This is a genomic window from Temperatibacter marinus (assembly GCF_031598375.1).
Lineage (GTDB): Bacteria > Pseudomonadota > Alphaproteobacteria > Sphingomonadales > Kordiimonadaceae > Temperatibacter > Temperatibacter marinus.
Genome location: NZ_CP123872.1, coordinates 2,063,037 through 2,089,916, shown reverse-complemented (window position 1 = coordinate 2,089,916; position 26,880 = coordinate 2,063,037). Strand labels below are relative to the sequence as shown.

General features: G+C 43.6%; 22 protein-coding genes and 1 tRNA gene. 11 read left to right on the top strand and 12 right to left on the bottom strand.

Annotation, left to right across the window (positions count from 1 at the left end):
- Positions 1 to 6: 6 nt before the first annotated feature.
- From QGN29_RS09270 to QGN29_RS09250, 5 genes are all read right to left on the bottom strand, one after another.
- Positions 7 to 915: an ABC transporter ATP-binding protein gene (locus QGN29_RS09270; RefSeq protein WP_310797571.1), complete on the bottom strand. Its 909-nt coding sequence runs from the start codon at positions 913 to 915 to the stop codon at positions 7 to 9.
- Positions 908 to 1,333: a GntR family transcriptional regulator gene (locus QGN29_RS09265; RefSeq protein WP_310797570.1), complete on the bottom strand. Its 426-nt coding sequence runs from the start codon at positions 1,331 to 1,333 to the stop codon at positions 908 to 910. Before QGN29_RS09265 ends, QGN29_RS09270 begins: the two co-directional genes overlap by 8 nt.
- Before the next feature lie 358 nt (positions 1,334 to 1,691).
- The gene (locus tag QGN29_RS09260) at positions 1,692 to 2,699 is read right to left on the bottom strand and encodes a hypothetical protein (protein WP_310797569.1); all 1,008 of its coding nucleotides are present in this window, start codon (positions 2,697 to 2,699) and stop codon (positions 1,692 to 1,694) included.
- 164 nt (positions 2,700 to 2,863) lie between these two features.
- Positions 2,864 to 2,940 (bottom strand) — tRNA-Met (locus QGN29_RS09255).
- Positions 2,941 to 3,044: 104 nt separating this feature from the next.
- Positions 3,045 to 3,260, bottom strand: a complete 216-nt coding sequence (locus tag QGN29_RS09250; protein ID WP_310797568.1) for a Clp protease/crotonase-like domain-containing protein — start codon at positions 3,258 to 3,260, stop codon at positions 3,045 to 3,047.
- Positions 3,261 to 3,510: 250 nt separating this feature from the next.
- Here QGN29_RS09250 and QGN29_RS09245 point away from each other — a divergent pair, with 250 nt between their 5' ends.
- Positions 3,511 to 4,341: a flagellin gene (locus QGN29_RS09245; protein WP_310797567.1), complete on the top strand. Its 831-nt coding sequence runs from the start codon at positions 3,511 to 3,513 to the stop codon at positions 4,339 to 4,341.
- A gap of 1 nt (position 4,342) precedes the next feature.
- Here the strand turns inward: QGN29_RS09245 and QGN29_RS09240 are convergent, their stop codons facing one another.
- Positions 4,343 to 5,269 (bottom strand): aspartyl protease family protein, encoded by a 927-nt coding sequence (locus tag QGN29_RS09240; RefSeq protein ID WP_310797566.1) that lies wholly within the window; start codon positions 5,267 to 5,269, stop codon positions 4,343 to 4,345.
- A gap of 155 nt (positions 5,270 to 5,424) precedes the next feature.
- Here QGN29_RS09240 and QGN29_RS09235 point away from each other — a divergent pair, with 155 nt between their 5' ends.
- The 3 genes from QGN29_RS09235 (at position 5,425) to QGN29_RS09225 (ending at position 9,269) form a co-directional block, all read left to right on the top strand.
- A complete protein-coding gene (locus QGN29_RS09235) occupies positions 5,425 to 6,837 on the top strand; it encodes a calcium-binding protein (protein WP_310797565.1) in 1,413 nt (470 codons plus the stop codon).
- A 185-nt stretch (positions 6,838 to 7,022) separates the two neighbouring features.
- Complete coding sequence (locus QGN29_RS09230) at positions 7,023 to 7,892, top strand: hypothetical protein (protein ID WP_310797564.1); 870 nt, start codon at positions 7,023 to 7,025, stop codon at positions 7,890 to 7,892.
- A gap of 81 nt (positions 7,893 to 7,973) precedes the next feature.
- The gene (locus tag QGN29_RS09225) at positions 7,974 to 9,269 is read left to right on the top strand and encodes a DUF418 domain-containing protein (protein WP_310797563.1); all 1,296 of its coding nucleotides are present in this window, start codon (positions 7,974 to 7,976) and stop codon (positions 9,267 to 9,269) included.
- Positions 9,270 to 9,325: 56 nt separating this feature from the next.
- Here QGN29_RS09225 and rpoD read toward each other — a convergent pair whose 3' ends face one another.
- Complete coding sequence (rpoD, locus tag QGN29_RS09220) at positions 9,326 to 11,296, bottom strand: RNA polymerase sigma factor RpoD (protein ID WP_310797562.1); 1,971 nt, start codon at positions 11,294 to 11,296, stop codon at positions 9,326 to 9,328.
- A 140-nt stretch (positions 11,297 to 11,436) separates the two neighbouring features.
- Positions 11,437 to 13,359, bottom strand: coding sequence for a DNA primase (gene dnaG, locus QGN29_RS09215; RefSeq protein ID WP_310797561.1), 1,923 nt, complete (start codon positions 13,357 to 13,359; stop codon positions 11,437 to 11,439).
- Positions 13,360 to 13,479: 120 nt separating this feature from the next.
- Between dnaG and QGN29_RS09210 the strand changes: the two genes are divergently transcribed.
- A complete protein-coding gene (locus tag QGN29_RS09210) occupies positions 13,480 to 13,812 on the top strand; it encodes a glyoxalase superfamily protein (protein ID WP_310800029.1) in 333 nt (110 codons plus the stop codon).
- A gap of 64 nt (positions 13,813 to 13,876) precedes the next feature.
- On the opposite strand, the gene QGN29_RS09205 is transcribed toward QGN29_RS09210, so the two are convergent.
- Positions 13,877 to 14,332 carry a GatB/YqeY domain-containing protein gene (locus QGN29_RS09205; RefSeq protein ID WP_310797560.1) on the bottom strand — a complete coding sequence of 152 codons (456 nt, stop codon included), beginning with the start codon at positions 14,330 to 14,332 and terminating at the stop codon, positions 13,877 to 13,879.
- Between the two features lie 327 nt (positions 14,333 to 14,659).
- Between QGN29_RS09205 and carA the strand changes: the two genes are divergently transcribed.
- The 3 genes from carA (at position 14,660) to greA (ending at position 19,819) form a co-directional block, all read left to right on the top strand.
- Positions 14,660 to 15,841: a glutamine-hydrolyzing carbamoyl-phosphate synthase small subunit gene (carA, locus tag QGN29_RS09200; protein ID WP_310797559.1), complete on the top strand. Its 1,182-nt coding sequence runs from the start codon at positions 14,660 to 14,662 to the stop codon at positions 15,839 to 15,841.
- 1 nt (position 15,842) lies between these two features.
- The gene (carB, locus tag QGN29_RS09195; protein ID WP_310797558.1) at positions 15,843 to 19,130 is read left to right on the top strand and encodes a carbamoyl-phosphate synthase large subunit; all 3,288 of its coding nucleotides are present in this window, start codon (positions 15,843 to 15,845) and stop codon (positions 19,128 to 19,130) included.
- A 215-nt stretch (positions 19,131 to 19,345) separates the two neighbouring features.
- Positions 19,346 to 19,819 carry a transcription elongation factor GreA gene (gene greA, locus QGN29_RS09190; protein WP_310797557.1) on the top strand — a complete coding sequence of 158 codons (474 nt, stop codon included), beginning with the start codon at positions 19,346 to 19,348 and terminating at the stop codon, positions 19,817 to 19,819.
- A gap of 74 nt (positions 19,820 to 19,893) precedes the next feature.
- Here greA and QGN29_RS09185 read toward each other — a convergent pair whose 3' ends face one another.
- Entirely contained in the window at positions 19,894 to 20,376 is a 483-nt protein-coding gene (locus QGN29_RS09185; RefSeq protein ID WP_310797556.1) for an Lrp/AsnC family transcriptional regulator, read from the bottom strand.
- Positions 20,377 to 20,796: 420 nt separating this feature from the next.
- Here QGN29_RS09185 and QGN29_RS09180 point away from each other — a divergent pair, with 420 nt between their 5' ends.
- Together QGN29_RS09180 and QGN29_RS09175 are read left to right on the top strand one after the other, a co-directional pair.
- A complete protein-coding gene (locus QGN29_RS09180; protein ID WP_310797555.1) occupies positions 20,797 to 22,593 on the top strand; it encodes a hypothetical protein in 1,797 nt (598 codons plus the stop codon).
- A gap of 182 nt (positions 22,594 to 22,775) precedes the next feature.
- On the top strand, positions 22,776 to 23,381 hold the full coding sequence (locus QGN29_RS09175) for a peroxiredoxin (RefSeq protein ID WP_310797554.1): 606 nt from the start codon (positions 22,776 to 22,778) through the stop codon (positions 23,379 to 23,381).
- Between the two features lie 231 nt (positions 23,382 to 23,612).
- On the opposite strand, the gene QGN29_RS09170 is transcribed toward QGN29_RS09175, so the two are convergent.
- Positions 23,613 to 24,929, bottom strand: coding sequence for a methyl-accepting chemotaxis protein (locus QGN29_RS09170; RefSeq protein ID WP_310797553.1), 1,317 nt, complete (start codon positions 24,927 to 24,929; stop codon positions 23,613 to 23,615).
- Between the two features lie 208 nt (positions 24,930 to 25,137).
- Between QGN29_RS09170 and QGN29_RS09165 the strand changes: the two genes are divergently transcribed.
- Positions 25,138 to 25,644: a hypothetical protein gene (locus QGN29_RS09165; RefSeq protein WP_310797552.1), complete on the top strand. Its 507-nt coding sequence runs from the start codon at positions 25,138 to 25,140 to the stop codon at positions 25,642 to 25,644.
- Between the two features lie 2 nt (positions 25,645 to 25,646).
- On the opposite strand, the gene QGN29_RS09160 is transcribed toward QGN29_RS09165, so the two are convergent.
- Positions 25,647 to 26,879, bottom strand: coding sequence for a NupC/NupG family nucleoside CNT transporter (locus tag QGN29_RS09160; RefSeq protein WP_310797551.1), 1,233 nt, complete (start codon positions 26,877 to 26,879; stop codon positions 25,647 to 25,649).
- Position 26,880 lies beyond the last annotated feature (1 nt).

Genomic DNA, 26,880 nt, shown 5'->3' with positions numbered 1-26,880 from the left:
TATCTCCTATAGTGCGCTGTCAGGCTTATTATGGTTTGCTGTTAGGAAAGCGTTCACGGCACGCTCGAGATTTATAGGCATACGACTCACATCAGCCGCGCCTAATTCAGAAAGAATTTGTCCAAATTCGTCTCCCTGATCAGCAGTCATGACATGAAGTTGGCCGTCAATTGCTTTATGCGAAAGATACCCTGGTAGGGTTTTAATCTGATTTGTAACGTCTATGTGATTAAAGACCCAATATTGAACGCGTTCTACAAAAGCGTCCGGCGAGGAGTTATTTTTCAACTCCCCTTTTTCTAGAATGATCAATTGTTCCGCCAAACGTTCAATTTCTTCCATCTGGTGGGAACAATAAATAATGGTGGTCTTATCATGGGTTTCGGTAAACATGACAGCCTCTAGAAAGGACTGACGAGCAACCACATCCAGACCAAGAGTAGGCTCGTCCAGAATTAAAACTTCTGGTCGCTGTGCCAGCGCCATTGATAGATTAAGTCCGGCACGCTCCCCTCTGGACAATCCAGAAACTTTCTGTGATGGATCCACATCAAAATAAGAAATCACTTGATTGAAAATTTCTTCATTCCATTCAGGATACAAGCTTTTCTGCATAGCAATCACAGACTTTGCTCGCATCCAGAGAGGCAGTGTATGTTCTTCGTTCACATACCCAACACGGCCCCGCACCTCTGGGCTAAGCGAAAGGCTACTCTCTCCTAGAAGAGTAGAACGACCCGCAGAGGGAGTCTCAACACCCAGCAACGTTCTAAATAAAGTCGATTTTCCTGCACCATTACTGCCCACAATGGCATGAATTCCACCGTATGGTATCTCAAGTGTTAAGTCTTTTAAGGCTGACTTTTTACCAAAGCGTTTGGTCAAGCCTTCAGTTTCTATACAATAGTTAGTCATTGTCTTGTCTCTTCTTTTTGCTGTCGTCAATCTCATCTAGTTTGCGTTTTACTTTATCTAGAATGACATCTTTGTTTATCTGCAAGTGGATTGTTTCATTGATAAATCCTTCAATGGCTCTCTCCAGTCTGCTGTCTTTCTCATCCTCGCTAAAAATCTGTCGTGGCTCGGCCACAAACAGGCCTAAGCCTTTGCGGCTTTCGACCAAACCAAGCGATGTAAGTTCTGAATAAGCTTTTGCAACTGTGTTCGGATTGATCATCAATTGAATAGCTAACCCACGATAGCTTGGTAATTTACTGCCCACAGGCAAATTTCCTGTCGATATTTCCAGTCTCAGGCCATCAACGATCTGCTTGAAAATGGGTCGACTATCACCTGTAACAATTTGAATTTTGATTGCAGCGTCCTGCGTCATACAAAGTCCTTTTGTTTTTGAGTGCACTAAGTGTACTACCTCTGCTAGTGCACTTAGTGCACCTAAAGAGCAATGTCAAGTCCGCATTGGTCAAAAAGGGCTAATGTACAAGGGGTGAATAGAGGGGAGGTGCAGACACTATTTTTCAGGTCGCCCTTAAGAATTAAAATAAAAGTAATTAATTACAATATGTTATATAAATATCACTTTTTGAAAGCCACCTTCAATCGCAGCCATGCCCGCAAAAAGGAAAGTACGAAAAAAAGGCTGCCTACGCCTAAAACTTTTCCACGCAAGACAGCTAGAACAGGTCACCGACTCGTTCTATAGCTGTCTATATACTGGTTATAGGCCACTCTTAAGGAATGAGGACGCCCTTATGATCAAAGCCCTGACGTAAATTGAGGGTTTTATCTTCTTTATAGGAATAAACATAGGTCGCCACACCGCGATTGTTATTCATCAATTCCATATCTGGGGAGTGATATGTCCGCTTTATAATGCGCCCGAGGGCATCATAAGACAGTACACTGATCGCTGGATTGTCCTTTAAAAGCTGATTATCAGGGCCGTAATATCGGACCTCTTGGATGCGTCCAAAGTCGTCGATATTGTTAAATTCAATTTTGGCAAAGTGGATATCGTTAGGCACCACCAGCGCCTCTTCCAAATTTCTGAATTCTTCTTTATTGAAATTGGCTTTCTTATCAAACCAAAAATAAGCCGTATGATACCCACCGCCACCAAGGGCCCGATTACCTTGAAGGTCATAGGCAGCGCGTGTTTTCAAGTGATCATTCTTGTCATAAGTAAAGCGCGTTTCAAGAAAATCATTATAGCGATCAGGGATGACATCCCCAGAAAGATTTATATGACGTTCGCTTACCCTTCTTCCCTGTGAGTCTCTTGAAAGGATTTGATAGTCTGCAACACCGTATTTATCAGCAATTTTCTCACCTGCCGCATTCAGATATGACTTTCTTGTATAAAACCCTGAAGAATCAAGTTGATATATTTCAGCATAGGCGCCGGCTCCACCAGATACACGTTGTCCTTCGACATTAAAATACTGCCGAACGACTTTCTCATTGAAATAAAGTATACGCAGTTCATGGGCCCCGAAATCCGCAGCATTCGATGGTTTTCCATAAAAGAAAAATTTGATCGTTTCTAGCCTGCCCTCGCGGTCACGTTCAATATAATATACTTTGTGCTGATTATAATCGGCGTCAGATATCAAAAATTCCGGTTCAATTTTACGCTCTGTATGATCTGTATTCCATTTCAAATAATATTTCCCTTTCTCTTGTGCAAAACCGGGAATGGCATGAATAATCATGAAAAGAGATAAAATAAATAATCGCATAAAAGCCTCCAAAAAAGTGACCATAGAATGAGCATCCGGCCGATCAATTGCCTTGCGGTAAGCTGTTTCATTCCTGAGATTAAAAGGGAAGCAAGTTTCAGATCCTTAGTCGAGCAGATCAAAAAACAAAACCCCGCGACACAAAGTCACAGGGCTTGAATATGTGGTAGGGGTAGAGAGACTTGAACTCCCGACCAATCCGTTATGAGCGGACTGCTCTAACCAGCTGAGCTATACCCCCATACCACGGACGCTTTTCCTAGCAAATCCATGAAATAAGGCAAGCGCAAATTTCATTTGTCTTGAATTTTTATTCTGATACCCGAAAAAAAGGGGGTAAAACCCTTAAAGACTATCAATTTCATCTGCAAGACGAACTCTTTTATCCGTTGCAAGCTTCTCAAGAACAGCCACGCGTTCTTCCAGCTCTCTGATCCGCCCTTCACTTTTGTCATCAAGGCCATTGCTGTGCTGAAGTCTTTGTTTTTTTAAATGCTCTGAAATGATACTGCCTAATATTACAACGGCTACGATCAAAAATGCCATAGTTGTACCGCTCATGTTGGATCTCCCTGTCTTCATTTTTATGATCCTCTCAAAGAGAGCATCACTCTTCGCACACGCTTAAACTGCGTGTATCTTATATATCCTATTTGGGAAGTGATGCAGAGATTTCAAGAGGATTTTTCTTTTCTTTATTGATTAAAATTGTCCATATCCTTTTCATTTGCATGAAAACTTGCTAAAATAAGCATGCTGAAAATCGGATATCGGTGGGGACTGATATCCAGAACAACAATTGGGTAGCCATATGGTAGATTCTGTAAATTCCAATGCAGGATCAGCGTTAGGCATACAGTCTTTAACATCGACTAATCGCTTGTTAAATAAGACACAAAATGAACTAACGACTGGTAGATCTGTAAATAGTGCCGCGGATGATGCGGCGACTTTTGCTATTGCTCAACAGCTTTTTTCTTCCCTTCAGGGACGAAATGCTGTTAGCGACTCGCTGGACCGCGCGCTCTCCACAGTTGATGTTTCACTAGCTGCAGGCGGCATTGTTTCAGATCTCCTACTTGATCTAAAAGAAAAAGCTGTCCAAGCTTCTGACCCAGGTTTAGATGATGATAGTCGCCGGGCTTTGGATACAGAATTTCAAGTACTTAAAGAACAAATCACTTCAACTCTGTCTTCCGCTGGCTTTAACGGCACTAACCCCTTGGTATCAGGGGGCGGTGATATCACCGCTTTATCTAATGAAAAGGGAGATGACGTCATCTCAATCTCAGAGCAGGACTTGTCTCTAGGGGGCAGTAACATTACTCTGAGCGATGGAAAGAATATCCTGAGCTCCACAAGCGCAAGTAGCGCTGTCTCTGACATTGAAGATTCCATTAATAATGTGAGTCAGGTTCTCTCAGATCTGGGGTCCGGCTTCAACAGACTAGAACAAGCCAAGTCATTTAATCAAATAAGCTCTGATGCCATTGAAACAGGGATAAGTAATTTAACGGATGCCAATCTAGCAAGCACTGCCGCAAATTTAGCTGCGCAACAAGTAAAGCAGTCTTTAGGCATTCAAAGTCTGTCCATCGCCAACAACGCCCCTAAACAACTACTTAAGTTATTTAATGAGTAAGTTATTTTCTTCTAAGAAAAAGACGGCTATGGCGCATATCCAAAACAAAATTCTCTGACGAGAGCAAATCCATCCCTAGCAAAATCATTGGCTGATCTTGTAAGCCAAGAGCTGAAAATGCCGGCAGATCAGTGATGAGTACTTTGTGATCTTTTACGCCTGTTCCTAATTCTTTGTGAAAGCTCACATCGATCAGAACTTCTTGCCCAACCACAGAAGAACTGGCACTGCCAGTAATCTTTCTATACTTCTTTGCCCTCCCCTCATCTGGCCGCGCAATTTTCTCATAAGCTGCTCTGTTTAAAATAGTCGTGCTGGCGCCAGTATCGACCATCGCTTCCACCAAATGATCATTGAACAACAGCTTAACAAAGACCGCATTTCCAGCCATGGTGCCCTTTTCAAGCTGGACCCATTCTGCTTTTTTGGCGAAATGATCTGCATATTTATAAATATGAATTTTATTCTCTTTCGGACTTACTTCATAAACCTGCCATAAAATAAGATCCAACGCGAGAACACCGAATTCTTTTCGCTGACTATACTCTCTCAGGGCTGGCAGACCAGCATATGTCTGTGAACGCATCCCAAAAGAGAGCTTTCGTATATTATACAGACTTGCTGTTTCCATTCCCGTTGATGTCAGAATTTTCTGAGATTTCCCAATTAATCGTTCAGCCCCCACAAGTCGTGCTGGATCTTGGTAAATGGTCGTCCCCCCTGCTGCGCTATCAAAAAGAAAAAGCTGCTGTCCAAATGAGTGAACGGTGACAGGCACTAAGATACGCCCCTTCCTCTCCCACTCAAAATCAAGGGTAAGTTGACGCTTGAAAAAGTCTTTTTCAAAAGCATGGGAAGACAAAGACAACAGGGTTAGTGTTAAGCAAAGCCCAAACAAATTAAAACTGGATATAAGTCTATTCATCATGAGACTGTATCATAGATATACTTTTAATTTTATCAGAATTTTATTCGGCTTTTATCTAAAGTATATCTGAATTTTATCCATATATTTCAGTTTATTATCGTCACTGTTATTTTCATCTCGACTCAATATTTAGCTTTGAATTACAGGAGATAACTATGGACTATAATCGTATAATGGGCACTAACGGTGATGATATTCTCATGGGTACAGAACTCAATGATTTCCTGAAAGGCCATGACGGCGATGACGAATTGAAAGGTCTCGCAGGAGATGATGTAATTTCAGCAGGCGACGGGAATGATAGCGTGAGTGGTGGAAATGGCGATGACAAAGCCCACGGCGGTAATGGCAATGATTATCTCGAAGGCGGTCTAGGTAATGACATCCTAAAAGGCCAGGACGAAGAAGATACACTCATAGGCGGTGAGGGAGATGATAAGTTAAGCGGCGGTAATGATAATGATATGTTAGATGGTGGCGACGGCGATGATCGCCTGTCTGGCGGCGATGGGGATGACGCTCTTGAAGGGGGGAATGGTTCAGATAAGTTAAGCGGCGGAAACGGCAACGATATACTCTTTGCAGGCAACAATAATGACAAATTATCAGGGGGCGATGATGAAGATACCCTGTTCGGTGAAGCAGGGGATGACACTCTGAGAGGTGGTAACGGCGAGGATTACCTGAATGGCGGCGATGGAAGTGATCGAATGTCAGGCGGTGATGACAATGATGAATTAAAGGGTGAAGCCGGAGATGATCGCCTCTGGGGCGGCGATGGGGATGACTGGCTCATGGCTGGCGATGGAAATGATAAACTCTCTGGCGGCGATGGAAATGACGTTTTATTCGGTGATGCTGGCAATGATAAACTTGTTGCTGGAGATGGAAATGATGTTCTCTACGGCGGTGCTAATGATGATCGCATGATTGACCACTTCGGTGATGATGAATTCTTTGGCGAAGAAGGGAACGACTATATCCGACTTAGAGAAGGCAATGATTATGCTGACGGCGGAGACGGCGATGATATTATCATCTCCCTAGGCGATGGCGGAGAGCCTGAGCCAGCACAAGACCCTGAAGGGCGTGTCAATGAAAGGCCAGAGCACGGTTCAGATGATACGCTTTATGGCGGTGACGGTGCTGATACTTTCGTTTTTATTTCTCTGTTGAATGCCAAAGAAGAGATCATTGAAAAATATACCAATGAAAATGGCAAGATCGACTGGCGCGGCATTGCCGGCGAAAATGATAACGTCCATGATCACTGGGTTGAAGGCGTTGGCAATGATGTCATCATGGATTTCAGTCGTGAAGAAGGTGATACCATTCTCTTAAAAGGCCATACAGTGACTTTTGAACTTGATTATATTGATGAGGATGAGGACGGCATTGACGACTATACTGTGATTACACTCACCAGTCAGCAAGGCGATAACGGCGGCGCTCACGATGAAGATCCCCTTGGAACCATCAAAGTTTACGGCGATCTAGTGACCGAAGAGGATATCACTCTGAGCGGCATGACCTTCCATTCTGTCCAATCTTTGGATTCATGGGCATAATTTCCTCCTAGCCACAGACACGTGGCTGAAAAACGAGTGAAGAAGCGGGCATCTCTGTCCGCTTTTTTCGTGGTCTGCTTATTTTTTTGATCATTCTTTTGAGGCCTGATTTTCTAATTTGAGCGTTTTTCATTTATCTCTGCATGAAATAACAGTATGACCTGTGTGAAGCAAAGGATAGAAGCATGAATACCACTTTCGCACAGACCCTACCCATCACACTCTGGTCTCTGGTCAACAAGGCTTATGAGATGACCGATATTCAGGCTGACACCCCTTCCCTTTCCATCAGCTTAATTGATCATACCTCTTTAGAGGAGGCAGCATACACTATGGTAGGATCTGAGACGACAGAGGATATTCTCACTCTATGCGAGGCTGCTAAAGACAAAGCAGCTGCAGTCTGTGTCTATCCCAATCATGCTTCTACGGCCTCAAATTTCTTAGACTCTAGCACGACAAAAGTTGCCATTGTTCATAACTTCCCTCATGGGGACAACTCCCTAGAACATATAAAGGAAACAATAGCGACATTCACCTCTATAAACTGCGATGAAATTGATACCGTTATTGATTATCAAGCCTTTCTAAAGGGGGATATTGATGCCTGCAAAGAGAAACTCTTGATCACCAGCGCTGCCTCTCACGCAGCAAAAAAGACTTTAAAGGTTATTCTCAAAGCAAGCGTCTACGAAAATTACCAGAGTTTATATGATGCTGCTATTCTGGCCTGCGAATGCGGTGCTGATTTTGTCAAAACCTGCACAGGAAAATTGCCCAAGAGTGGCTTTGGCAATGGATCTGCTGATATTTCAACGCTCTTAACTGGCGCCACTGTCCTTCAGGCTGTTTCTGATTACAATAAAGCGCATCCTAAAACTGTTGGCGTAAAAATATCAGGCGGAGTAAAAACTGCGGCGGACTGTGAAAAATACCGTTATTTAGTACAAGAACTTGTCAACAACGACTTCTACTGTGATACCTACTTCCGATTTGGGGCAAGCAGTTTACTCCCCAACCTGATTAATGGAACTGAGAGCACCACAGCCTATTAAGCCCCCGATTAGGTGAACACTACTCTTTATGATACAGTTTCCCCAGTTTTGAGTTTTATTACTCAAACTTAGGAGACAATTATGACATCATCAGCCGTGCCAATTATGGGGCAAGAGCGGATCAACTCTCTCGATATTTTGAGAGGCGTTGCGCTATTCGGCATTCTCATTATGAATATTAACGGAATGGCTTTACCAGGAAGTGGCTACGGAAATCCCAATGCATGGGGCGGCGCTTCTGGCTGGGACTTGACCACTTGGTTTACTGTGAACATATTTTTCGAAAGTACCATGAGAACAATTTTCTCTATGCTTTTTGGGGCTGGAGCCATCCTCTTCATGGACCGCTTATCTGAAAAATTGCCAGGGAATGAAGCATCAGAAATATATATGCGGCGCAATAGCTTGCTGATTTTATTCGGCGCAATTCATGCCTATCTTCTTCTGTGGTTCGGGGATATTCTTTTCTATTATGGTATTGCCGCCCTGATCCTTTTTTCATTCCGAAAAGCAAACTTTAAATTCTTAATCGCTGTCTGCCTGCTCATCATGAGCATTCAGATCACCAAGGGTGTTTTGAAATATAATAAATTAATCGACGATTATGAAAAATCAATCGCAGCAGAAACCAAAAAAGAAGCGGGAGAAACTCTGACGAAAAAAGAAGAAGGCGCCATTAAAAAATGGACTGGCATTTGGGAACGAAGAAACACCCAACCAGAAAAAGCCAAAGAAGAGATAGAAAAACGTCATAAAGGCTGGTGGGATAATGTTCTGGCCTTCAAAGGTCGGGTTATGACAATGGAATCCTATGTCATGTATGATTTCTTTTTCTTTGACGCTTTCCTCGCCATGCTCGTTGGCATGATGGTCTACAGATTAGGCATTTTCACCTTAGAGAAAAGTACAGGCTTTTATGGTGGCATGATGATCGTAGGATATCTGATAGGCCTCCCTATTCGTTATTATATCACCATGGAAATATATAACAGTGGGTTCAACCCGATTGCGTTCAAGGTGATGGATATCTTTCTTGATGTGAGCCGTTTAGCGCTTGCCATGGGGCATATTGGACTTCTCCTTTTGTTCGTCAGGTATAACATCCTAGGATTCCTATTAAAGGCTTTGGGCGCTGTAGGCCGCATGGCATTGAGCAACTATATTATGCATTCTGTAATCTTTGTATTTTTGTTTACAGGTGTTGGTTTGTCTATGTTTGGTGAACTAATGCGCCATGAGCTGATTTATGTTTGGGCCATAATCTGTGTCTCTCAACTAATTCTCAGCCCTCTCTGGCTTTCCTATTATAAATACGGACCTTTAGAATGGGTTTGGCGATCTCTGACCTACGGCGAGAGACAAGCCTTCAAAAAGTAAACAATAAAAAAGGCAGCTTCGCAGCTGCCTTTTCTTTAGTCAGTATATCAAATAGTCTACGTATCAAGGAATGACCGTAATTGACGTGATCGGCTTGGATGCTTCAGCTTTCTTAAGGCTTTGGCTTCAATTTGTCGAATACGCTCTCGCGTGACGCTAAACTGCTGACCTACTTCTTCAAGCGTGTGATCCGTATTCATTCCAATACCGAAACGCATACGAAGAACGCGCTCTTCACGCGGTGTCAGCGACGCCAATACCTTAGTTGTCGTCTCACGAAGGTTGGACTGGATCGCTGCCTCAACAGGTAAAATCGCATTTTTATCTTCAATGAAATCGCCTAGAGAACTATCTTCTTCATCCCCAATAGGCGTTTCAAGAGAGATTGGTTCTTTTGCAATCTTCATAACCTTGCGCACTTTATCAAGCGGCATCGACAAACGCTCAGCCAGCTCTTCAGGTGTTGCTTCACGACCAATTTCATGAAGCATCTGACGGCCTGTTCTAACCAGCTTGTTGATTGTTTCAATCATATGCACTGGAATTCTGATTGTACGGGCCTGATCCGCGATTGAGCGGGTGATAGCCTGACGGATCCACCATGTGGCATATGTCGAGAATTTATAACCACGGCGATATTCAAATTTATCAACCGCTTTCATCAATCCAATATTACCTTCCTGAATAAGATCAAGGAACTGTAAGCCTCTATTGGTGTATTTTTTAGCAATCGAGATCACAAGACGTAGGTTAGCTTCAACCATTTCCTTCTTAGCAATCCGCGCTTCTTTTTCACCCTTTTGAACGGTTCTTACAATTTTTCTAAATTCAGCAACATGAAGACCAGTCCGGTTCACTATATCTGAGATTTGCTCACGTAAATTGATAATTGCTTCGGCTTCTTCCGTTGCAAAAGCTGCCCAGCCTTTGCCTTTCAGCTTTGCGATACGGTCCAGCCAATTATCTTCAAGCTCGCTGCCTTCATATTCTGTCAAAAACTCGACGCGTTTCACCTTGTGACTTTCAGCCAAGCGCAACATACGACCTTGCAAACCAATCATCCGTCGGTTCAGGCCATAGAGCTCATCCACAAGTTCTTCAATGCGGTTGTTGTTCAACTTCAAGCTCGACATTAACTCTACAAGCTCTTGTTGCAACTTTTTAAAGCGACGTTCTTGAGCTGCCGATAGGCCTTCGCCCGTTTTTGCTAACTCTAGGCGCTGGTCTTCTAGCTTTGCATATTTTTTATGGGTCGAGGTAACAACTTTAAATTTGTCAATTGTCTCAGGCTTCAGGTGTTCTTCCATCGCCGATAGAGACATGTTATTTTCATCGTCTTCATCGTCGTCATCACTGCGCGGTCCAATAGGATTACCATCCTCATCCCTCTTTGGGCCTTCCTCTTCCTCGTCTTCTTCCTCTTCCTCGTCAGATCCTTCACCAGATTCAATTGATTTCATATCATTGGTGTTTGGCTCTTTACCGAGGGTTGCCTCCAGGTCAATAATATCCCTAAGAAGCATCTCTTCATTTTCTAGCGCTTTCGCCCAATCAGCGATGGCTCTAAATGTAAGGGGGCTCATACATAAGCCTTGAATCATGGTCGCGCGACCAGCTTCAATACGCTTAGCAATAGCAATTTCACCTTCACGAGACAGCAGCTCTACTGAGCCCATCTCGCGCAAATACATGCGCACAGGATCGTCTGTCCGATCGCCAGCGCTTTCTTTCTTTTCAGCGACTTTAAAGTCTTCGCCTTCTTTGGTTTCTTCTTTTTCTTCTTCGGCGTCTTCATCACCGTCAGTAACATTGATGCCCATATCAGAAAGCATGGTCATAATATCTTCAATTTGTTCAGAAGACATTTGATCTGTAGGCAATGCTTCATTTAAGTCGTCATAAGAGATGTAACCGCGCTTCTTAGCTTTGGCGATCATCTTTTTAACGGCTTCATGGGCAGTATCTACGAGAGGGCTTTCATCCTGATTTTCTTTTTTGTCATCAGCTTTAGATGGTGTTTTAACCATAGGGTCACGTCTCCGAAAAAGAAAGGCCCTCGAACACGATTTCAAGAGGGCTTTTATACGATTCGTTTTCTATAACATATTTAATGCTAAAATCGATCATTAAATGGGTATATGGGTGTTTTTTATGGCGTTTCAAGGGGCTATAAGGCCCTAATTCTTCCCGATTCGAGACCAAAGTTATCAATATTAGCGATTTTTTCTTCCGACTCGCGGTAAGCAGCCTGCGCAGCCACGAAGCGCTCATGACTTTCTTCACTCATTTCTGCCATGTAATCTCGCTCTGCTTCCCGGTATGAGGCAAGAGAGTCTGTCAGGCTGTAATAGCGCGCCAAAACATGATCAAATCCTGTAAGTGCATCAGATAACGCTGCCTCAGGCCAAATAAACCAGTCTTTCTTTAAAATTGGGTCCGCCTTAAGCACTTCTATTATATCCCAAACACCCGCCATCTTCAACTTACCCTCAGCCTCTTCGGCATCCAAAGTTCCTGCAATATTGAGTAAATGCGTTTGTACAGGCCGGAAAGAGGCAATGGAAAATTCGAACCGCGAGAAACTCTCCTCATAGCGCACTAAAATCTCAGGATGGAAGACAACGGTCGCAATAATAATCTTCTCAAGGCGATCAAGCGTACCGCCAGATCCTGTTAAACCACCAATTTGGGTTTTTGCTAACCGACTACCACTCCCAATTTCACTGGCTTGGTGAGTATCTGGTTTTCCCCATTTACCGCCACCGCGTTTAAAATTTCCGCCGCGGTAGCCGCCCTTTTGAGGAGAGCTTTCCCGTTGAACTTTGAACTTTTCAAACAATCGGTTTCGAAAGTCTTGCTGATACAGCTTTTTAATTTGCTCATCTTGAATTTCGGCTAGCTTTGAAAATATAGTTTTCTCTAGCCCTGCACGACGCTCTGGGGTGCTCGCATCCACAGAATGAGTCAATGTTTCCCACAGCATGGTCGCCATCGGTGTGGCTGTGTCCAGAAACTTCTCAAAAGCCCCCTTGCCTTCCCGTTGAATTAAAGTGTCCGGATCATCTCCTTCAGGCATAAAGACAAATCGGAGAGACTTTCCTGGACGGACCATAGGCAGAGCACGCTCCATGGCACGTTCCGCTGCACGCCGACCTGCATTATCTCCATCAAAGCATAGAAAAGGCTCATCTGTCATTTGCCATAAATGCGTAATTTGTTCTTCTGTGAGCGCCGTCCCAAGTGGGGCAACTGCATCCTCAATGCTAAATTGCGCTAAAGCAATAACATCCATATATCCTTCGACAACAAGTACTTGGCCAGATTTATAAGAGGACTGCCGTGCATTGGCCCAGTTATACAGAGTCTGTCCTTTATGGAAAAGCGTCGTCTCTGGACTGTTCAGATATTTGGCTTTGGCTTCCTTACTAAGAGCGCGCCCGCCAAAGGCAATCATTCGTCCCTGCCGATCAGAAATAGGAAACATTAGGCGATCACGAAAACGGTCATAGCTCATCCCACCGTTCTCTGGTTTAATGAGCATCCCTGTTTCAACCAATTGCTGTTCCGTTATATTTCGGCTCATCATAGCCTGTTTTAGAGCTGTTTTACTATTCGGTGCATAACCGATAGCAAACCGCATAAGCGTGGCATCTGACAAACCGCGACCAGATATATATTCATAAGCGCTGCGCCCAGCCTGGGTAGTTGTCAGTTGTTCGTGATACCAGTCCGCACACATTTGCATCACTTCTGTCAGACTGGCGCGTTCTTCATGGCGGCGCATTTCCTCTGGGGAGGGCTTTGGCACCTCCATCCCCGCTTCACCGGCCAATCGTTCAATGGCTTCTGGAAAGCTTAGCCCTTCATTTTCCATCACAAAATCAAAAACGGATCCATGTGCCCCGCAGCCAAAACAGTGATAAAAACCCTTAACGTCATTCACTGTAAAAGATGGTGTTTTTTCATTATGGAAAGGACAGCAGCCCGTATGCTCTCGACCACGGCGCACAAGTTTAACCGAGCGCCCAATCAAATCAGAGAGGGTGAAACGATGCTTGAGCTCGTCAAGAAATTGCGGACTAAAAGCCATAGAGTACTATTCCTGAATATCTTTCATCAACTGTTAGCAAATCACTTACAGTCTTGCAATCAAATGTGATAGACTTTAGTGCGCTAGGGGAGGAAAGATGAAACTACAAACAATTCTGTCATCCGTGTTTTTGACGAAGCGAAAGCGCGGGAATTTTATTGTGACTTTATGGGCATGACTGTCGATTGGGAACATCGCTTTGAGCCTAACTTGCCCCTTTACATGCAAGTCTCTTACAATGACATGGTCCTTCATCTTAGCGAACATTCTGGGGATGGCAGACCTGGTATAAAAATCTTGATCAATACAGACTCACTTGACACACTCTATAGTGACATAACAAGTCGTCCTTATAGATATTCAAGGCCTAAGATTGAATTGGCAGCCTGGGGAGACCGAATGTTTGAAGTCACAGACCCCTTCTCAAATCGCTTAATATTCAATGAGATATAAAAAAAAGACATGTTAGAAACATGTCTTTTTTCATGACTGCCTGTCATGACACTAGGAAAGAACCCTAGCTCAATAAGCCTTTAACAATACCACTTGCTTTAGCGAAGTCCATGGATCCTGCATGCTTATCTTTTAGTGCAGCCATACAGCGCCCAATATCTTTTAAGCCTTCAGCCCCTAGATCTGTGACGATCGCTTTGGCCGCAGCCTCAATCTCTTCTTCATTCAATTGACGCGGTAAGAAATCTTCGATGATTTTAATCTCATCTTTTTCCTGTTCTGCTAATTCGCACCGACCAGCTTCTTCATAAGCTTTAATGCTGTCCTTACGCTGTTTAACCATTTTTGATAAAATATCAATTATGGCCGCATCTTCATCTTTAACCTCGTCCTCTTTAGTCCGATTGTCGATGTCAAATTCTTTGATCGCAGCATTGATAAGGCGGATTGTAGTAAGCCGCTTCTTTTCTTTATTACGCATCGCGTCCTTCATTGCAGCAGAAAGAGTGTCCCGTAACATACCCAATATCCCATGTAAATTAACCCGAAAGACTCATCTTTTGCGCATCTCTCGAAAAAATCGCGCCAATCTAGAAGGTGAGTCGAAAGACGACATCCTATAGCATGTTTTAGGATTCAGCAAGTCTTTATAAATATTTTACAAGCCTTTGATTTTAAACGATTTTTTTATTAAATTACCCCTTGACAAAGAGCTGCCATTTCTTTAGTTTCCCGTCAATTTGGCTGCACGTAGCTAAGTGGGATCAATCCTACGAAATGTTACGATTTTGCTATTCAGGTTTGTGCTTTATACTATAATAGAGTTCAATTTTAAAAAGGATTGTCCATGACCCATTCCCCCGCCGACACTCTTTCGCCTCCTGCTTCTGATATTTCTGCTGTTCTTGTTCTTGCCGATGGCACCCTTTTCTGGGGATATGGCTTTGGCACTGAAGGCAGCATTGTCGGAGAAGTTTGCTTTAATACCTCGATGACTGGATATCAAGAGATCTTGACAGACCCGAGTTATGCTGGACAGATCATCACCTTCACTTTTCCTCATATCGGTAATGTGGGAACCAACATGGATGATATGGAAAGTAACAAGCCAGCATGTCGCGGCCTTGTTGTGCGTGAAATGATCACAGAAGAAGCAAACTTCAGAGCAGACGGCAACTTACAAGACTGGGCCGAAGCAAACGGACTGATCGGTATCCAAGGGGTGGATACAAGAAAACTGACTCGCTACATCAGAGACAACGGCGCGCCGAACGGCGTCATTGCATACAGCCTCACAGGTGAGTTTGATATCGCCGCTCTCATTGCTAAAGCAAATGATTGGCCAGGCCTGCAAGGAATGGACTTAGCAAAAGATGTTTCCTGTCTAGAAACCTACGGCTGGGATGGAACACGGTGGTCTCTTAAAGAAGGATACGGCGAGATCACTGAGACTGACACACATATTGTGGCTGTGGATTATGGGGCTAAAGACAATATTCTGCGGTGCCTTGCACATACGAATGCTGTGGTTACAGTCGTCCCTGCAGAAACTGATTTTGACACCATCATGGCCTTAAACCCTGATGGTATTTTCTTATCCAATGGCCCAGGTGATCCTGCTGCTACAGGTGAATATGCCCTTCCCGTCATACATAAACTTATCGAGACTGGCCTACCAATCTTTGGGATTTGCTTAGGACACCAGCTGTTGGCAATAGCTTTCGGGGGCAAGACTTATAAGATGCATCAAGGCCATCGCGGTGCAAATCATCCCGTACAAGACACACGCACGCAAAAAGTAGAAATCACCTCCATGAACCACGGTTTCAGTGTTGACGCTGAAAGCCTTCCAGATGAAGTGATCATTTCTCACACTTCACTCTTTGATGGAACAGTCTGTGGCATCGCCCATAAAGAGAAGCCTATTTTCAGTGTTCAACAACACCCTGAGGCGTCTCCAGGGCCACAGGATAGCTTCTACCTCTTCCAAGACTTCATGACAAACATCCTCAAGAATAAGGCCGCCTAAAATGCCAAAACGTAATGACATTGACAGTATTTTAATCATCGGCGCTGGTCCTATCATCATTGGTCAGGCCTGCGAATTTGACTACTCTGGCACTCAAGCGTGTAAAGCGCTCAGAGAAGAAGGGTACCGCGTTATTCTGGTCAACAGCAATCCAGCGACAATCATGACGGACCCTGATTTAGCAGACAGCACCTATGTGGAACCCATCACACCGGAAGTCGTCGAAAAAATCATTATAGAGGAAAAGAAAAACTTTCCTAATGAAACTATGGCAATCCTGCCCACAATGGGAGGCCAAACAGGTCTAAACACAGCCCTCGCCCTCGATGCAAACGGTGCTTTAGAGCGCCATGATGTAGAGTTAATTGGGGCTACCGCTGATGCCATAGACAAAGCTGAAAATAGAGAGCGATTTAATGCTGCCGTTGCAAAAATCAATAGCGAAACGGATTTGTTTGACATTGAAGTTTGCCAAGGCTCTACAGCACACAGCTTAGAATCTGCAGAAAAAATCTTAGAGGATATTGGCGGACTTCCAGCTATCATTCGTCCCTCTTTCACTATGGGCGGAACTGGAGGCGGCATCGCCTATAACAAAGAAGAATTCGAAGAGATTGTCACAAAAGGCCTCGATGCCTCTCCCACCAATGAAGTATTGGTTGAAGAGAGCATTAAAGGTTGGAAAGAATATGAAATGGAAGTTGTGCGCGACAAGGCGGACAACTGCATCATCGTTTGTTCGATTGAAAATGTGGATCCAATGGGCATCCATACAGGAGACAGCATTACGGTTGCTCCAGCCTTAACACTCACAGATAAAGAATATCAAGTGATGCGCAATGCCTCGTTGGCTGTGCTAAGAGAAATCGGTGTCGAAACAGGCGGCTCAAATGTTCAATTTGCAGTGAACCCTGATAATGGACGTCTTGTTGTAATTGAGATGAACCCTCGGGTGTCCCGCTCTTCGGCTCTGGCTTCAAAAGCGACTGGCTTTCCCATCGCTAAGATCGCTGCAAAACTTGCAGTTGGCTATACACTTGACGAACTTGACAATGACATAACTGGCGGCCAAACACCGGCTTCATTCGAACCAACAATCGATTATGTTGTCACCAAGATACCTCGATTTACTTTTGAGAAATTTAAAGGCGCCTCAGAAACTCTTTCATCTGCTATGAAATCAGTAGGCGAAGTGATGGCCATCGGTCGTAACTTCCAAGAAAGTATGCAAAAGGCACTTCGATCCATGGAGACAGGTCTTACTGGCTTTAATGAAGTAGACTTCGAGACACCTGCCCTTCAAGATCTTGCCATTCAAAAACCTGGACGCGTTTTACGCATAGCACAAGCCTTTCGTGAGGGATTTTCCCTTGAAGAAATCCGTAAAGTAACCTTGTTTGAGCCTTGGTTTTTGCGCCAAATCGAGGATTTAGTGCACGTTGAAGAAAGTCTGCGAGATCACGGCTTACCTGCCTCTGCTCGCGATATGCTTAAATTGAAAATGAAAGGCTTTTCTGATGATCGCTTAGCAGAGATCACAGGGTCGTCAACAGCAGCCGTCGTTGCAACGCGCCATGAAATGAATGTCCGTCCTGTTTATAAGCGCATCGATACCTGCGCAGCAGAATTTGAGGCTGGTACACCCTATATGTATTCAACATATGAGACCTTCGCCGCTGGACAGCAAGCTGACTGTGAATCTCGACCGACAGATCGCGAAAAAGTAATCATCCTTGGAGGAGGGCCCAATAGAATTGGCCAAGGTATTGAATTTGATTATTGCTGCTGTCATGCCTGCTTTAGTCTGTCCGACGCAGGATTTGAGACCATTATGGTCAACTGCAATCCTGAGACTGTCTCTACTGATTACGACACCTCTGATCGCCTTTATTTCGAGCCCCTTACTTCGGAAGATGTAATTGAGCTGATCCGCAAAGAACAGGAAAATGGCACTGTAAAAGGTGTGATCGTACAGTTTGGAGGGCAAACTCCTCTAAAATTGGCTCAAGCTCTAGAGGATGCTGGGATCCCTATTCTTGGCACATCCCCTGATGCCATTGATCTCGCAGAAGATAGAGAGCGCTTCCAAGAGCTGGTGGAAAAGCTCGGCTTGAAACAACCTAAAAATGGAATCGCCTTTTCACTTGAACATGCTCGTGATGTTGCACGTGAAGTGGGCTATCCTGTATTGACTCGCCCTTCTTATGTGCTGGGTGGTCGTGCTATGGAAATTGTCTATGATGAAGCCGGTCTAGAAAATTACATCAAGACAGTAACCAATGCTGGCGATATGTCATTAGAGATCAATGAAAAACGCCCTGTCCTAATTGATGGGTTCTTAGATAATGCCATAGAAGTTGATGTGGATGCCTTGTCGGACGGAGAAGATGTGCACATTTGTGGGATTATGGAGCATATTGAAGAAGCAGGTATCCACTCAGGTGATAGTGCCTGTTCCCTTCCCCCTTATAGCTTACCAATTGGCCTTGTGGGCGAAGTAAAGCGGCAGGCTGTAGAACTCGCTAAAGCATTGAATGTTGTGGGCCTCATGAATGTTCAATTTGCTGTTAAGGATGAAGCTGTTTATCTCATCGAAGTGAACCCTCGTGCAAGTCGCACTGTGCCTTTTGTTGCAAAAGCAATTAATAGTCCCATTGCGAGCATTGCTGCACGTGTTATGGCTGGTGAAAAGCTTAAAGACCAAGATTTAAAAGATCCAATTCCTGGTCATGTCGCTGTAAAAGAAGTTGTTATCCCTTGGGCCCGTTTCCCAGGAGTTGATGTATTGCTTGGTCCTGAGATGAAATCCACCGGAGAAGTCATGGGTCTCGATACAAACTTTGCTAAAGCCTTTTACAAATCTCAGCTTGCAGCAGGAGTGACACTTCCTCTCGAAGGAAAAGTCTTTGTATCGGTTAAAGATGGAGACAAATATAGCCTCGTACCGATCGTAAAAGATCTAACCGATATGGGCTATAGTGTCGTGGCCACCGAAGGCACAGCGCAATATTTACAAGATCATGGGCTAGAGGTAGAAACAATCCACAAAGTAACCTCTGGTTTGCGTCCAAATGTACTCGATATTATGAAAAATGGAGATGTGCAATTGATGTTTAATACCACAGAAGGTCAACAAGCGATCCAAGACAGCTTTAGCCTGCGCAACACAGCCCTTCTGATGAAGCTGCCCTACTATACAACCATGGCTGCTTCTAGAGCAACCGTAGCCTCTCTAAAATCCATCCGCAAAGATAGCCTTGAGGTGAAACGATTGCAAAATTATATGTAAGCTGAGAGATGTCTCCTTTATGGGGACTCTTTAAAAATTTAGGCATCAGATAGGCAGCAAAGCCTGCTTTCCCTAAATTCCTTGCAAAAGCGACATATCTGCACTATATAGTTTTCAGAGCGACGCCGATCCCTTAGCTGGGGTCGGCGTCCGATTTTGTTTATACAGGGTGAGTTATACCCTTAAAAAGAATAAGAAAAAGAATTGGACGAACAATGGTTGAAAAAGAACCAATGCTAAAAGAAGGCTTCGATAAATTAGAAGCTGAACTGAAGAATTTGAAATCTGTTGAGCGCCCTGCAGTCGTCCTCGCTATCGAGGAAGCGCGCGCGCACGGCGATCTCTCTGAGAATGCTGAGTATCATGCCGCTAAAGAAAAGCAAGGGCATATCGAGGGCCGCATTATGGAACTCGAGAGTAAATTATCACGCGCTGAGGTTATTGATCCTGCAACACTCTCGGGTGAAAGAGTTATGTTTGGTGCTACCATCACACTTCTGGACGAAGACGATGAAGAAGTTAAATACCAAATTGTTGGGGCAGATGAAGGTGACGTAAAAGCTGGCCGTATTAGCTTTAAATCCCCGATCGCTCGCGCCTTGATTGGCCGCAAACTTGGCGACGAAGTTGAAGTCAAGACACCGGGCGGGGAACGGTATTATGAAATCGACACTGTCGATTATTTATAAAACTATAGATACTGAAGAATAAAAAAGGCCGGAACTCAATCCGGCCTTTTTCTTATTCAGAAAGAAAACATACTTTATCTGACCGTTGTATCGATCGGCACACCAGGCTTGTTCTTGCTATTGCGAATGGTCAAGGATGTTTTAACGCTCGCAACATTTTCAGCAGGTGTTAACTCTGATGTCAGGAACTTTTGAAACTCAGATAAATCTCGCGCGACAATCTTCAGGATAAAATCAATCTCACCGTTCAACATATAGCATTCACGAACCATCGGCCATTTCTCGACCATAACCTCGAAATTCTGCAAATCACTTTCTGCTTGAGAATGAAGCCCAACCATTGCAAAGACCGTAAGACCAAATCCAAGAGTATCCGGGTCTAAATCAGCATGATACCCTTTAATAAAGCCCTCTTCCTCTAAGGCTCTCACGCGACGCAAACATGGCGGCGCAGTAATTCCAACATTATCAGCAAGTTCAACATTGGTCATCCGACCATTATCTTGCAGACAAGAGAGAATTTTCCTATCAACCGCATCCAATTTCACGCGTCCCATAAACAACCTCCAAGAATCATATTAAATTTCTACGCGACACTATGCCGTAATCGGCAAAAGTCAATCAAAACTTTATGAAAATTTCAATATTAAGCATTAATCATACGTACATTATCGCAGTCTAGAAATAAAATTCCACTTTTAAAGCATAATGTTTCTCAATCTTACGAAAAAAATTGCAAGAAGAGCATCAGCTCTCATTCCTTCTGTTTTGTAGCCGCTTTTGACGTATACTTTTAGTTTACCCTGAAATGGTCACCCGATTATCCATGTATATGGCCCTAAATTACTTAAAATTGAAAATTTTCCTTGATTAACACCCCCTATCTCAGGCATAAAATATTCAGTCATCAAATCGTCGAAGTACTGGGCAGTCTGGCGAGTCGCTGATGACAATGGGTTAAATGGGATTAGGGTAAAATGGGCTGGAACACTCCACTAACTACTGACTCTGACTCTATGGATTCTAAAGAGTCTAGAACTGTAAGCAAACAGCTAGATGCACGAATTCATGAGCTGGTTCGCTATGCACGCGACAATGATGTCAATGACCGTTCAACCCTTTTTAGAAATTTAATCGATATGTTTATTACAGGGAAGGCGCCAAAGTCTGACCCAACGCGTAGTCAACTTATTGATGTTATCAAAGCACTTATTCCTCATACTGAAGAAGAGACACGTCAAACATCAGCAGACCTTCTTGCAACTGTTACTGAGCCTCCGATGGATATCGTGATGGCTCTTATAAATGATAAAGCGTCAATCGTTTCCAGCCTACTATGCAAGGCAACACTAACAGAAGATCAGTTGATTGAGATAATCGAAAACACGGGCAGATCTCATCATCAATTGCTAGCCACCAGAAATGATTTATCTGCCAACGTTTGGATTTCACTCGCGCGCGCGGCCCCAGTCATAGAACCTAATTTTGATACTCAGGCACTTTGGGATGATCATCTCTTTGTAAAAAGAGAAAGTGCCACAGTTACAGCGCTAAGACCTTCACAAACGGCTTCTATGGACCTGAAAGATTTATCGGAACAACAAAAGTCCTTACGCGAAGAGAAAGACTTTATTGGGATGGATGTTTTTGAAACACCTGATATTCCAGCGTCCTCTCCTGTCCATAACAGCGATAAAACAAGCATAGAAAACCATGGGGCATGGAAAACACCCCCTGTTCTGAGTGAAGAAAACCCACCTCTGTTTGATGATAGTGACATTCAGGCCTTTCTTGATGACCCTGTTGACTTGAAAACTCCTGATGCAGCATCCTCTTTATCTCGCCCTGAAAGCCCGGAGCCTGTTGATGGGATGGTACAATGGCAATGGGGCTGCAATAAGCGCCTTGTCATCGAAGATATTGTTGGCTTAACACCCGAGATCCACAAAGCCTTACCATTTAAAGAAGGTTCTTCTTTAATCGACCTACTCGGCCTTGACGAAAAGCCTAATCATCCAATCGTCAAAGCAATTAATAGACGAGGCACAATACATGATGCGCCTTTATATCTGAAAAGTTTCCCAAAAGGACATCGCTATTGGACTATGGAAGCAACGCCTTCCTTTAGTATGGATACAGGAAATTTCAAAGGCTATGTGGGCAAATTAACTGGTGTATTGCCATGCTCGGATGATGATAACTTTGAACTGCCCGAGCAATTACCCGAGACCAAAATTCATATCCCAGATAGGCTAGAGAACACGCCGTTGACGGCCTCTGTCAACATCATAGAAGATGACATTGATAGGGCATTTGAAAATAGCAAATCCCTTTCATCCCTATCAGAATCACAAACATCTGATTTCAATCGCTTACTATCAGCTGGTGCTGAAAAAGAAATTGCACGACTGCAAGATAGCATTGAGCAAACTGTCTCAAAATACATGAGCTCAATAGAGTTACCTGTGGAAGATAGCGATCCGTCCCCTCAACATCAGGACGACGACAAAGCGGAGCTTCCCCTCTCGCGAGAAAGCGCCATCACAGAAGAAGAGAATGTATCAGCCTCGATGGCATCCCCGTTATCCCAACAGTCTCAACTCGATTATTCAGCAGCATCTCTAGCCCTGGAACAATTAGAGAAGGCCATATCGGCAATTCATGCACTTGACCATGAGGATCAGACAGACCTTGCTACGGTTAAAAGCCATATTCGTTTACATAGCAACATCGCAGCAGCATGCTTCCAAAGCTTGAAAGACTTGCTACGGTAATTACAGTCCCGTTCTATTTTCTTCATTAATACTTCACCCCTTATTCGATCTAGTCGATTAAATAAATCGAATTTCTGTCATTGCTTTTTTAACCAGAGATCTTATCTTGCAAGGGTAACGAGATGAAATCATATGGTTTCAAATTGACATGGAATTTTAAATTAAATTAGTAGGAGGCTTTTATGGCAGTACTTGCAGGCAAACCAGCTCCTGACTTTACAGCAACAGCAGTAATGGCAGATGGTTCAATTAACGACAGTTTCAATCTTAAAGAATATATTGGGGATGATTACGGCCTCGTATTCTTCTATCCACTTGATTTTACTTTTGTATGTCCATCAGAAATTCTTGCCTTCCACAACCGTATGGACAAGTTCAAAGAGCTTGGTGTGAAAGTTGTTGCAGTATCTGTAGACAGTCAATTCAGTCACGCTGCATGGCGCAACACACCAACTTCAGAGGGCGGCCTAGGTCCTGTAGATTTCCCAATGGTGGCAGATTTGAACAAGACAATTGCACGCGATTATGATGTTCTTATCGATGATGCCGGTGTTGCTCTTCGTGGTACTTTCATTATCGGAAAAGATGGCAATGTCTGGCACCAATATGTCAACTTCCTGCCGCTTGGTCGTAATGTTGATGAATTTGTTCGCCTTGTTGAAGCCCTTCAATTCCACGAAGAACACGGTGAAGTATGCCCAGCTGGTTGGAATAAAGGCGATGATGGCATGAAAGCAGATGCTGCTGGTGTAGCAGATTACCTTTCTAAACATGCTGACGACCTTTAAGAGAGACACTCTCTAGAAGGTATAGCAATGCTCAAGAAATTAAAGGGATGGCTTTGCTGTCCCTTTATTTTTGTCTAGAGCAGATGAAATCAGCCCTTATCAATAAGTATCAGTTGTTTCATAGAGACTGTGTTACTTTATGGCCTATCCAAGACGAGATAGCGTTACTCCGTCAATCACGACAGAGATATCCTCGTAGGGACCCCCCTGCAGAAGTGCCTATAAACTTAATTAGAAAAGCTCAACGTCATCATCAAAATCTTCAGAAGCGGAAGCTTGAACAGGGGCTGCCTGTACAGGGCTGTCCAAAGCGCTCTTCTTGGATTTTGTAGAACTCTCAGGCACTTCGCCCTCACTTGAAGATATAATCGAGAGAATATCCTCGCGCATCACCCCAGTAAGGGTCACAAGTTCCCGTAAAGATTTGAACATATTTTGAGCTGAATTGCCGCTGACATCAGCGCCTGCACGAATTTGCTGCATATTCTCTGTTACATCTGCGGTAACTTGCGCCGCATTGTTAATTTTATCAGAAATATCAAGCGTTGCCTGATTTTGCTGAAGGGCTACTTGATTAACCGTATCTGTGGTCTGATTAATCTCTCCCATGCTTTCTTTTAAAAGCCCCATGGTTTTCACCACATCATCTGTCGTGTTTCTAATCTCAGCGATATTTTGCTCAATGCCTTGAGTGGCGTCTTTGGTTTGCCCTGATAAGCTTTTCACTTCACCTGCAACAACAGCAAAGCCCCTGCCTGCCTCTCCAGCACGCGCTGCCTCAATGGTCGCATTCAGGGCTAGAAGGTTAGTCTTCGATGCAATATCATCAATCAGTTTGACCACATTCGTAATATTATGAGAGGCCTTGTCCAATAGAGCAACCGTGTCTGTGGCTTGATTGGCTCGTTGACCAGCTTCATTAAGTACAGAAGAGACTTTATCGAAATGGTGTGATACTTCCCCAATGGATTGAGTCAATTCTGTTGTAGCTGCTGCAACATTATGAACAGTCTCGGTCACATCACTGGATTGCTCAGCAAGGCTATTTGCCATAATCATAACTTGCTGTGTACTATCTAAAACTGTCTCGGCTTCATTGCGAATTGCAGATGATTCAGAATGAATTTGATCCATGACGACACTTATATGCTCGGCTAAGCGAGCCCGTTTTGTACGCTCAATTGTTGTCAGATAAATAAAATCAAAAGACCCATCGGCATTATAGATCGGGTTTCCATCCACTTCGTAGACCCCCTCACCTACGGTGACCATGCAGTTAAAGACTTCAAAGCGATCCACTGTTAGATAGCCCGTTAAAGTCTTATCATTAATAATATCTAATAAATTCTTTTCAACAGGATCAGTTGCAATCGAACCAACCCAAAGGGGATGTTCTCTAATATATTTATTCGTATAGTGAATTGTCTTGCTCGACCATTCTATCAGAATTATCCCTGCATTAAGTTGCTCCAACATAATTGTAAGTATCGAAGAAGACCCGCTATCTGCGAGTGTTTGTAATAATTTCTGCTCAAATTCAGCTGACATATTTTTCCCTTTTATGTCTTCAGCGAATAATTCCTTTTAATGAATCTATCCCAATCTAAAAAATGTTGACCATTACCTCTCGGGTCAAACGAACTGCTATATAAATTTCAACAGTTCTAAAGTAAATTTAATTTTACATACTCTAGTGCAAACTATTCAATTAAAGTATAAAATTGTATCAAAATTTAACTTCAACTAGGACATTCACATGAGAAATTCACTATTTGCAATAATTTCATCCCTTCTCTTAGTCTTAAGTTTAGCCCCTGCCATTATAGCAGAAGACAATCCGCTTGCGATCTTTGCTTCCTATGCAGACAAAAATTGGGTCCATGACAATGGAAAATCAACCCCCGAAAGATTTCAAGACATTTCAAAATGGCGCTGGATCTTAAATAAAAAAGCGATCCGCACATCGCATTCAGTTAATGATGGCGTCTATGAAGGCGAAACTCATATTTTTTATGACCCGGCAACCAAGACTATTTTAATGAACTATGTCACAACTGCTGGATTTTATACGGTTGGATCTGCTCAAAAGGTCGGTGAAGAAATTCATTTTCACGAGACTGTAAAAGGGAATACAGGAGGTATTACCGATGTTGAGGCAAAATCCAGCATTACAGCAGAGGGGCACATGGTTGTCTCAAGTCGGATGAAATCAAAAGGCGCATGGTCCAAGTGGTCCACACGCCTCTATAAGCAGTTAAAATAAGACTACAGCGAGAGCATTAAAGACGCCAGCGCTGCACTCATAAAGTTGGCAAGGGTTCCTGCTGCCATAGCGCGTAAGCCATTTTTTGCGATAAAGGGCTTACGTGAGGGATCAAGGGCTCCCAGCCCGCCAAGTTGAATAGCCAACGACGATAAGTTAGCGAACCCACAAAGAGCAAAAGTGACAACTGCAGCCGTATGCGGTGTCAGACTATCCATAACTGGCAACATTGAGCTAAAGGCCACAAACTCATTCAATATTGTTTTCTGACCCACAAGGTTTCCGGCAATCATCGCCTCTTCCCAAGGCACACCGAGCACATACATCAAGGGGGAGAATAAAGCCCCGAGAATGAGTTCCAGACTTAATTGTTCATAGCCAAACAAACCACCAATTCCTGACAATAGTCCATTCACGAGAGCGATTAAGGCAACGAAAGCTATCAGCATCGCCCCTATATTTGCTGCAAGCTTCAGCCCAAGGGTAGCCCCGTCTGCTGCGGCTTCGATGACATTGGTTGGCGTTTTACCTTCTTCGTCTTCAATCTTAACATCAAGAATGGCCTTGGTATCATGCTCTTCTACTGCTTCATCAGCTGGATAGAGCATTTTAGCCATAAGAATACCCCCTGGAGCGGCCATGAATGAGGCTGCCACTAGATATTTAAGTTCAATACCCATCGCTGCATACCCCATAAGAACTGACCCTGCCACGGATGCCATGCCAACCACCATAAGTGTGAAGAATTGATGATCTTTTAATCCTTTAACATAGGGACGCAGAACTACAGGCGCTTCGGTCTGGCTGACGAAAATGTTGGCCGCAGCCCCAAGACTTTCCATAGAGCTGGCGCCTGTCACTTTCCTTAAAACAGTCCCGATCCCCAAAGCAATCCACTGCATGATCCCCAAGTAATAGAGGACAGACATTAAAGCGGACATAAAAATTAAAATTGGCAGAACATGAAAAAGAAAGATAAATCCAGCAAATTCTGTGCCCCCAAGAGTACCAAACATAAAATTTATTCCAGCTTGGGAATATTCAATCACAGAATAGATAGAGCTTGAAATAGCCGCCATTATGACTTGGCCGCTCTCGCTGTATAGTGTGAAAGCTGCAATACCCAGCTGCAAAGCAAAGGCAGAAAGCACAGTCCTATATGAAATTGCTTTTTTGTCCTTAGACAAAAACCATGCAACACCTAAGAGCAGAAGAATTCCTAGAATACTAATCATT